Below are 8683 nucleotides of genomic sequence, written 5' to 3'. Positions count from 1 at the left end.
ATGTAAATTATAGTACAAGTTGTGACATATAACGTCCTACGTGATTTTTTGGTGTTCCGATAAAATATGTGGGAAAAGGTATCGATTGTTAAAGGAAGAACCGACTGTTAGTTGAAGTTGATTACACGTCACCCAGTCGGTTCTTTATAAATATCGTAATAATATGTCCGACCAATTTACGACAATTGGCCCTAAACGCCAACGCCGTCTGACGAAAATCGTCAAAAAGCATGAAAAAAAGGAGTTGTTGACCCTTGACAAAATTCACGTTATGCGTGATACTCCTTTCGATCCCAAGACTTTCAAACGCCACGCAAGGCAGTATTTTGCTACCCAAATGTTGGGTACTCGGATGGTTCTTTCCCATCCCTTTACAGACGTTCATGGCCGTCACCTTAAGAGTGTTGTACTGGACTTTTCCAAGTTCAAAAAAGACGGTTATGTGCATGTTCAGCCGTTCCACCCCGTGAACGATAACCATTATGGTATGACCGAAGTGGATTACAGGTTTTGGCTTCACGTCAAAAGCCATCGTGATCTATACAAAAAACTATTGACCCACAAACTGCTATAGGATGAAATCCTGTAGGCGGTGCAAGTTTTTTAGGCTCCACCTTGACCGAAATAAGGATGTTGGCCTGTGCTCCCAATGGATCCAGACCGAATTTGCTCATGATAGTTGTGACTGGTTCAAACCAAGGGAATTTCCCAAGCTTAAACACGACCCTTGGACAATCAACGGTAAGACTTGGTGGGAATGGATTTGCCTCACCCGTGGTGTTGACTGTATGACTGGTGCACCATTGGAATACTGGAAAATCAAAGAGGTTGCGGAAAAGTTCGGCATTCCTCTCAATGACATAGAAAAGTACAAAAAGAACAAAGTAAAACAATTGGAATTGATATGGCACTTGAATTAGGAGATCTAAAGCGTGGTGATTATTTCTATTTTTCTGACCAGCCCCGCCGTTTAGTTTATCGCTTTGAATACCGTGGTTATGATGATGTCATGGACGACTGGTATTGCGTTTATAGCTATAACGGGAAGTTTTATAGGACGCCTTGGCATTGGCTTTACGTTGAAAGGGCATGACCATTTCCCAAGGACTTGTAAAAGTCGTTTTCGGCAATAGAATAGATGGTGCTTCACATTCTGTTTGGCATCGGATTTCCCGTAGAAAGTGGACTTCCTTGGAGCGATATTACGGCTCATTGCCCAATTTCTATTATGCGAAGGTTTACGAATACAAACGACTTGGCAAAAGAAAAGGCTTCCCGACAAAACAAATCGGCTATATCCATTGGGATAAGGACGGAATCTTGACCACTAACATTTTTTGATTACCTCCTGCCATTCACCCGCGCTTAACAGCGTAGCGTTTGCGAATACAATTTTTGAACACAAACAACCATGAAAATGAAACTCGACTTAAGATTTTGGAAGGTTCGCCCTTCAACAACCAAGGAACTTGGCCTTGCAATGGTCTGGACAATCCTCATTTGTGCGAATCTCCTTGCCCTTACATGGACATTTTTAGAACTTTTAAAACATTATGGACTATGTTAAAAACTGAAAAACAAGGCGTTAACGTCCCCGATAGGTATAACGGGGACTTACTCGATGCGGTCTATTCCTTCAACATGGACTATCTTATTTTGAACCTCTCGGGCAAACCATTTACGGGCATCCGTGACGGATTGAAAATAGAGGCTGCCGACTACGGGACAAAGGTGTACCAACATCGTGCGGAACTCACCTATTTGGATGAAGTTTTCGGCTCTATTGTATATAGCCCTCGAAGCAGCGTTATCAACGAAAATTTGGTACAGATGCAAATCGAAAACCATCTATTTTACACCTTGACCCCTGACGAATTGAGGGAACAGGTCAAAACCGTGATAGATATTCTGGGCCTCGAATTTGAAGGTATCAACCGCATGGACTTGGCACTCGATTTCAGCGGAAACCATCACGATGTACCAAGTATGCTGCGGAACATCTTTAACGGGGAGTGCTTGATCTCTGGCCGTGAAAAGGATTTCAATGTCTATACCAAGACAAGAAAAGGCCAAGTACGTTACACGGGCATGCAATTGGGTAAGCGTTCATCTTCACGATTTTGTAGGATATACAACAAGACCCTGCAAATGGAAAAAGAAGCCTTAAAGCCCTATATAAAGGATGTTTGGGACAAAATTGGTCTGGACGGTGAAATCTGGCGTTTTGAGTATCAGTTATCAAATAAGTTCTTGACCGAAATGGAAGGGCTTACCATCGACAATATTTTTGATAGGCAGTACCTTTTTGGCCTGTTCCAAGCTGCACGATCTAACCATTTTGAGTTAAGGGAAAACACGGGCAAAACTGAAGTGAACAAGGAAAAGGAATACCGGTTCATTGATTTTTCGGTTGTGAAAAAATCAATCTCAATCTTTTCCGGAATAGTCGGAAAATTGGCCCGTACAATCAAAGAAACCTTTATCGGCCAACAACGGATGATAAAAGGGTTGCTCCGCTCCTACTTTTCAAGGAACCATGATATTAGGTTCCTCCTGCCAATCCGTAGGATTCTGGACGATTTCGACCTATGGGAATGGTACAATACCAAATTCAGCCAATACGTGGCCGAATTCAGGCAAAGGGAATTGATAAAGATTATCTCCCTGAATCAATATGAAATGGATTTCCAACTTGAATGCTAAGCTATGGTGGTTACTAAGAAAATGTTTGCAGCCTATTTGGGTATTCATCCGACCAATATCAAGCCTTATTACGAAAGCTATTTAGAAGATTTAGGACTAAAAAGGAGTTATTTATTGATTTCAGATATCGCCCGTTTAGATGGTGTAACCGTAAAGTATGTATCTGAAATAATTGGAGTGAAAATTCCTTGTGATTGCGATTTTGTTCCTAAGAGATAGATTTATTTTAATATAATTCCTAGTAGCGCAATGAGCAATGCAATAATTACCCCTATTGCCCATTTCACATTATTTTTATCTCTATACCATACTTGATTCAAAAATTCATTGTTTAGGTATGCTTTTTCACCTTTAATAAGTATAAAGTAGTGCTCTGCTCCTGTGTTATTATTGTAGTCAGATACAATATAGATTTCTTCTTCAAGATGGTCTAAAATGGTTTGAGTTGTGGAAATATCTTTATTTATTTTATTGGAAATTTCATGGGTTGTATTGTCGTAGTCCTTAATTGAAGTATTAGTTCCTGTGCTAAATTCATAAAGGTGTTTGAGGATTTGGTGCTTTTTATAATTTACTCCCATTTTGGATGTCTTTAGTGCCTAGTTAAGATAATTAAAATTAATTGATTCATACCGATACTTAGCGATTCTAAATAAGGCACTCCCCTACTCTATATGTTTGCTTCATAATCATTTGATAAAAACATTAGTGATATGAAATTAGCAAGTGCCGTAGCTGCAAACTCATTGGTTTTCGAGGTCGATGTACCAAGTCAGGGGCTTTTGTTCGGTGACGATCTTCCCGAAGGCGCAAAAATCAAGGTTGATTTGATTCAGCCCAATGCCAACGATGTTAACCGAATCCCAGAACTTCCGATTGTCGATATTTTCGATATCAACAATTATTTGGGTTTTGATGGCATCATCAACAAAGATGTGGCGGGTGGCCTGTTTAAAAATTACCCTGTTGTAATTTTTGCCCACAACGGTGTATTGCCCTTCGATGACGATGTGAAGTATAAGGTTACTTTGACCGAATTGGACGGTGCAACTTTTGATGTGTTCAACATTGACAATCAGAATTTGGCCTCTACTCCTGTTGTCATCAAAAAGGCTGAAGTAAAACAGACCACGGCCGAAAAGATGGAGCATTACAAGGATGTTGATTTCCTTTTGTTCAATGGTGCCACCGACCCAACCAAACTATCCTTTTTGGTCAATGACAGGAATGCAGACGGCACAATAAAGGTTCGCAAGGTCGAAATTTCTCATGAGCAAATGAGTGCCTACATGGCAAAGCATGAAATTACCCAATATGATACCATTGACGGTATATATTCAAACGGGTTAACTTCTTTGGGCTTTCCTATCAGTGAATTGGATGCCATCACCATCCACCACGATACTGCCGAAAACGAGGATTTGAAGTACCTCACGGTGGACTACAAACTCCCTTCCGAAAGATAAAAATCAGGTCGTTCATAATGCGAAAAGCCCCTAAAGTTAAGGGTTAGGGGCTTTCTTTTAAACAATACAATACTATGGCATCATCCGTAATAAGTGCAGGTTCGTCAATACAACCAGTTTCCACTACACCCCCCTTGATTGGTGGCGGTTCTGGGTCTGGTGGCGTGCTTGCCTTGGTTTCAAGCCTTGCGCCCGTTACGGGCTTGTTGGGCGGTCTGGTGAGTTCTGAAACCATCAATAAGACAATAGGCCAAGCCTTAAAGGATGGCTTTAAGTGTTGGGGCGCAACATGGACACCCACAAGGGCGGAAAACGAGGGACCATACTGGATAGGTTTGATTTCTGCGGAATTCAAAAAAGCCTTGGACGTTCCACGGGAAGAAATGCAAGCCTCTGTAAACAATTTTTTCAAAACGTTCTGGGGCAACATTGCAAGTGACTACGACCCCAACAAAACATTAGAGGGTTGGTTAGGATGGCGTTACGATTCGGCTCAGGATTGTACAAAAGAGGGGCTTATCCGTTTAGAGCGGATTGCTGACGGGCATTTGGAGCAAATTGTTTCAACTCTTCCCGAAATAGCCAAGGCGATCAATGGAACCATAACCGTTAGGCGTGTCGCCCATACCCTGTACCGCTATCCCCAGACAAAACAAAAGCCGTTTACCAAAACCATACCCCAAATTACTGTTGCACTCAAAAACGATGTGATTGAGGACATAAAGGATTTGGGTGGTAACAAGACGCTTCAAGTTATGGGCGGTGTTGGGTTGGCTTTGGCAGGGCTCTTTGCTTTGTTTGCCACGACACCAGATAAAAAGAAACGAAAATCTAAATCACGCAAATTATACAGGTAATGGAAAAGGTAAAGGAATTTTTTATGAAGCCTCTTTTTTGGGGCATGACTGTTGGCCATTTGACGGTAACACTCTTGGTGGCAGTTGCAAGTATCGTCTATGTTACTAAATACAAAAAGTAGAACTCATGGCAGGATATTGGGATAATTACGGCAATTGGGTCGAAACCAACCAACAAAGAGGTGGCAATGGCTATCCAAGGCAAAACAGGGGCAACTTTCAACGCCAAAATGGTGGGCGAAACCAAAACGCCCCCGCCCCTAAAAGAAGTGGAGCAAAGTACTCCATCATCCGTAAAGGGAAATTTGAGGGTCAGGTCATTATCAACGCTTGGAACAAATCAAGGGGAAAAGGTTTGATCACGGCCAAGGTTGCCCCTTACAAGGATAGCAAGGAATATACAGCTCCTTCAAGTGGCAAAACCTATATCACCATGATGGCCGAAGTGCATTATCACAATAGCGGTATTACCAAACTTATCCCCTGTTCAATGAACAAGGCGACACGGGCCGTAGTCCTGTCGGATATAGGAATGGTCATTACCCAAAATGGTAGTGGCGTTACCTCTGGTGGTAAAAAGGTGACTGGCTATTTTGGAAAATTCTCCCGATAGGCCATGTTCAGCAAAGTAAGCAAGGTACTTTCCTATGGTAGCAAACTGGAAAAATACGCCCTGACCGCCCAAGCGGTGGCAAGGGCGTTAAAACAGTTGCATGCCGACTTGAAAGAGATTTGGGATGATCCCCAAGAAAAATCGACTGCAAAAAAGGTGGCCGAGAACGTCAAAAAATTGGTAAACAACGACGAAAAACCAAAGGAAAATGAAAAAGGATAACATAGGGTTCTGGCTATTGATGGCCTTCCTAGTATTGCCGTTTGTGATATGGTTCATCTATCCCGACATTTTGGAAAAGAAAGCATAGTATTCGGGGTTGTAATACTCCTACTAATGTCATTTACAAGACTTATGAGATTTTCAGCGATAAATTTTAAACAAGGATTGAGGGGTTGCGACCCGTGGGGCTGTGGAAACTTCGGGGCTTCCCGTGGTGGTCATACGCACAAGGGTATCGATTTTTCCATTCCTGAAGGTGGTGCGGTTTATGCGCCCTTTCCCTGTAAAGTCATTCGACACGGTTGGCCTTACGCCAATGATTCAAGGTATAGGTTGATAGAGATACAAGGTGTTGGGGGTTACTCACAATATACCGCTAAACTCATGTATGTAAAAGACCTTCCTGCGGTCGGCTCCGTATTCCATGAAAAGCAAAAAATGTGTGTCGCTGACAACATTTCCCAAAAGTATGATTCAAGAATGACCAATCATGTGCATTTTGAATTGTACCAGAACGGCCAATTGTTGAACCCAGAAATATTTTTCTAATGAAGAAAAAGGACAATAAAAAATATATGTGGCTCTTGCTCGGGGGAATGTTCATTGTGGGGATGCTCCTATTGTGGTTCTTAAGGAGCAAAAAGCCGTGTGGGTGTCATTCCAACGGTGCACCCTCTACTGGTGGTAATGGCTCTACTGGTGGAACTCCACCAGTAAACAATGTGGTACTGGACACCTCTCCCATTGTGAGCAAGTTGGATGAATTGAAGAATGAATTAACCAATAAAGGCACTTCAAATTGCGGTTGCTAGATAAATTAAAAACGGTCTGGGCCACTAACCCGATTTTGGTATTGGTGGGAATTGCGCTTGTTCTCTCGTTGCTTGCCCTGCTATGGGGTTGGCTAAGGAGTGGATTTGCCTATGTGGTGGATAGTGCCAAGGGCATTGGTTCTGGGCTTTCTTCCGACCAGGCGCAAAGTATTGCATCTGCCATCTATTCCGAAGTGCATGCCATGTTTACCAATGAGGACAACATAATTGATTTGTTGCTTCCTCTGACATTGGCAGATTACCACAAAGTAAAAGCCAAGTTTGGGATCGTGAGGTATGATGCCACTTTTGACGAATTTAATTTTACTGGTGATAGTAGTAACCTCACCGAAGTATTGAACAAAACTTTAAGTGCAAATGATAAAAAGAAAATCAGGGAACAGAACCCGTACATTCCAATTTCTTAAATGGGGCTTGTTCGTTCCATCCGTATTGGGCTTGTTGCTCTATGTGTTCAGCGTTGTGGCGGTCTTTTTCTCCATACGTGGAACAAAATCGGAACACACCAAAGAGGACGTGAACAATGCCCGAAAATGGTTTTTATACTTGGCAATCCCTTTTTATGGGGATTCATATTTGACCTCGTTCTTAACTGCCCATGAAAACAATACGCTCATAAAGATGCGTGAAGTTTATGGTAAAAGGCGGTATAGTTCGGTTCTAAAGATGCATTTCCCTTTTGTTGGCAAAAATATGGATGCGTTTGAGGCATATAACGCCAAAACGGGAAACTCTTTTGAAATAATTACGGTATGAGGCTCTGGGAAGTGAATACAATGTCATTTTTGTCTTTGTCAAGTATGGCAGCCAATTTGGAAAAGGGTTTGACAATAGCCCTATTGATAACTGCAATAGCATTGAACATTAAAAAATTCAGGGACAAATGATAGATAAGATTCTGGGCATTTTCACGGGTTTGGTAGGTAGTAGGGAATTTTTGCATTTGTTCAAGGGCAAAGAGGCCAAATTACAGGAATTTCAGATTGCTTTGATGCGTGAAATGCAAAAGGCGAACATCCACCAGATTGAATTGAACAAAATCGAGGCTCAACATAAAAGTCTTTTCGTTAGTGGTTGGCGACCATTTGTGGGTTGGGTCTGCGGTGCTGCCCTTGCCTACCATTTTATTTTGAGGGATTTGGCATTTTGGTTTTTTGATGCCATTGGTTTAAATGTTGCTCCGCTTCCCGAAATAGAGTTGGGGCAATTGATCAGCATCCTATTGGCTATGCTTGGAATGAGCGGTTATAGGACTTACGAAAAAATTAAAAACGTAACCAAATGATAGATTTTTCATGTTGCGAGGTTGAAAAGGCTCTTAAGGAGCAATTCAGCGAAAACATTGTGGAGGCTGTGACCCCTGTTATAATGTCATATAACCAACCATTTGCCAATGATGGTAAAACGGTTTACTATGGGAAATTCAACAATCCCAACGATGTTATGAACCTATCCTTTAGGGGCATTCCCATTGAAAAGGGTGGTACTGATATTTTATTTGATTACGTCGATGGATTCAATTATGATTCGTTTTCCGGGTACAAGGTTCGTTTGAGGAACAACCTCATCCCTATCGATTCGAGGGTCGTTAAAATCTATCTTGACGATGGCAATTTGAACGGTTGGCCTGTTGATGTAACTATTGGCGGTACTCCGTTAAATGTTGGTGCAAACGATTTTAATTATGCTGTTGTTGCCAATGGCCTTACCGTAAATGAAAATACTGGTGAAGTACAAATCTCCCTCGATGGTGGTGGTGCAGGAAAAGTTGATGTGATCAATTTGAATGAAGGTAGCATTCAATATGATTATGAGGCTGAAGAATATTACATTACAATTTTCTTGTATGGGGTGTCATAAAACCTTTCGATAAAATGCATGGTTTTACATCGAAAAAATCTGGATTCGCCACTTAATTTTGGTTGAAAAGATTTATATTAGCAATTGCTTACATGTCACTTACTTTACCTCTATGTAAATTATAGTACA

15 protein-coding genes are annotated in these 8683 nt (G+C 41.5%); 14 read left to right on the top strand and 1 reads right to left on the bottom strand.

From position 1 onward, the window contains the following. Nucleotides 1-163: 163 nt before the first annotated feature. The 4 genes from DB398_RS18400 (at nt 164) to DB398_RS18145 (ending at nt 2922) form a co-directional block, all read left to right on the top strand. A complete protein-coding gene (locus DB398_RS18400; protein ID WP_159076496.1) occupies nt 164-574 on the top strand; it encodes a hypothetical protein in 411 nt (136 codons plus the stop codon). Between the two features lie 330 nt (nt 575-904). Continuing rightward, complete coding sequence (locus DB398_RS18395; RefSeq protein ID WP_159076495.1) at nt 905-1093, top strand: hypothetical protein; 189 nt, start codon at nt 905-907, stop codon at nt 1091-1093. Between the two features lie 467 nt (nt 1094-1560). Beyond that, the gene (locus DB398_RS18150) at nt 1561-2703 is read left to right on the top strand and encodes a replication initiation factor domain-containing protein (RefSeq protein ID WP_159076494.1); all 1143 of its coding nucleotides are present in this window, start codon (nt 1561-1563) and stop codon (nt 2701-2703) included. Between the two features lie 3 nt (nt 2704-2706). Beyond that, nucleotides 2707-2922 carry a hypothetical protein gene (locus DB398_RS18145; RefSeq protein WP_108425881.1) on the top strand — a complete coding sequence of 72 codons (216 nt, stop codon included), beginning with the start codon at nt 2707-2709 and terminating at the stop codon, nt 2920-2922. Between the two features lie 2 nt (nt 2923-2924). On the opposite strand, the gene DB398_RS18140 is transcribed toward DB398_RS18145, so the two are convergent. Further along, nucleotides 2925-3284 (bottom strand): hypothetical protein, encoded by a 360-nt coding sequence (locus tag DB398_RS18140; protein WP_108425880.1) that lies wholly within the window; start codon nt 3282-3284, stop codon nt 2925-2927. Between the two features lie 132 nt (nt 3285-3416). Here DB398_RS18140 and DB398_RS18135 point away from each other — a divergent pair, with 132 nt between their 5' ends. From DB398_RS18135 to DB398_RS18090, 10 genes are all read left to right on the top strand, one after another. Next, nucleotides 3417-4169, top strand: a complete 753-nt coding sequence (locus tag DB398_RS18135; protein ID WP_108425879.1) for a hypothetical protein — start codon at nt 3417-3419, stop codon at nt 4167-4169. Nucleotides 4170-4243: 74 nt separating this feature from the next. Next, the gene (locus DB398_RS18130; RefSeq protein ID WP_108425878.1) at nt 4244-5026 is read left to right on the top strand and encodes a hypothetical protein; all 783 of its coding nucleotides are present in this window, start codon (nt 4244-4246) and stop codon (nt 5024-5026) included. A gap of 127 nt (nt 5027-5153) precedes the next feature. Beyond that, the gene (locus tag DB398_RS18125; protein WP_108425877.1) at nt 5154-5639 is read left to right on the top strand and encodes a hypothetical protein; all 486 of its coding nucleotides are present in this window, start codon (nt 5154-5156) and stop codon (nt 5637-5639) included. Nucleotides 5640-5642: 3 nt separating this feature from the next. Next, on the top strand, nt 5643-5861 hold the full coding sequence (locus tag DB398_RS18120; RefSeq protein WP_108425876.1) for a hypothetical protein: 219 nt from the start codon (nt 5643-5645) through the stop codon (nt 5859-5861). A 132-nt stretch (nt 5862-5993) separates the two neighbouring features. Continuing rightward, nucleotides 5994-6410: a peptidoglycan DD-metalloendopeptidase family protein gene (locus tag DB398_RS18115; protein WP_159076493.1), complete on the top strand. Its 417-nt coding sequence runs from the start codon at nt 5994-5996 to the stop codon at nt 6408-6410. Beyond that, nucleotides 6410-6673, top strand: coding sequence for a hypothetical protein (locus DB398_RS18110; RefSeq protein WP_108425874.1), 264 nt, complete (start codon nt 6410-6412; stop codon nt 6671-6673). The genes DB398_RS18115 and DB398_RS18110 overlap by 1 nt, the downstream gene beginning before the upstream one ends. Nucleotides 6674-6717: 44 nt before the next feature. After that, complete coding sequence (locus DB398_RS18105; protein ID WP_159076492.1) at nt 6718-7101, top strand: hypothetical protein; 384 nt, start codon at nt 6718-6720, stop codon at nt 7099-7101. Beyond that, nucleotides 7052-7450 carry a hypothetical protein gene (locus DB398_RS18100; protein ID WP_159076491.1) on the top strand — a complete coding sequence of 133 codons (399 nt, stop codon included), beginning with the start codon at nt 7052-7054 and terminating at the stop codon, nt 7448-7450. Before DB398_RS18105 ends, DB398_RS18100 begins: the two co-directional genes overlap by 50 nt. Nucleotides 7451-7577: 127 nt before the next feature. Beyond that, nucleotides 7578-7979, top strand: a complete 402-nt coding sequence (locus DB398_RS18095) for a 3TM-type holin (protein ID WP_108425871.1) — start codon at nt 7578-7580, stop codon at nt 7977-7979. Then, nucleotides 7976-8554, top strand: a complete 579-nt coding sequence (locus DB398_RS18090; RefSeq protein ID WP_108425870.1) for a hypothetical protein — start codon at nt 7976-7978, stop codon at nt 8552-8554. The genes DB398_RS18095 and DB398_RS18090 overlap by 4 nt, the downstream gene beginning before the upstream one ends. The last annotated feature ends 129 nt before the right edge of the window (nt 8555-8683 follow it).

The sequence above is a fragment of the Flagellimonas amoyensis genome (assembly GCF_003058265.1).
Classification (GTDB): Bacteria; Bacteroidota; Bacteroidia; order Flavobacteriales; family Flavobacteriaceae; genus Flagellimonas; species Flagellimonas amoyensis.
Note: the sequence above shows the minus strand (reverse complement) of the source record. Positions and strands in the feature narration are given on the sequence as shown.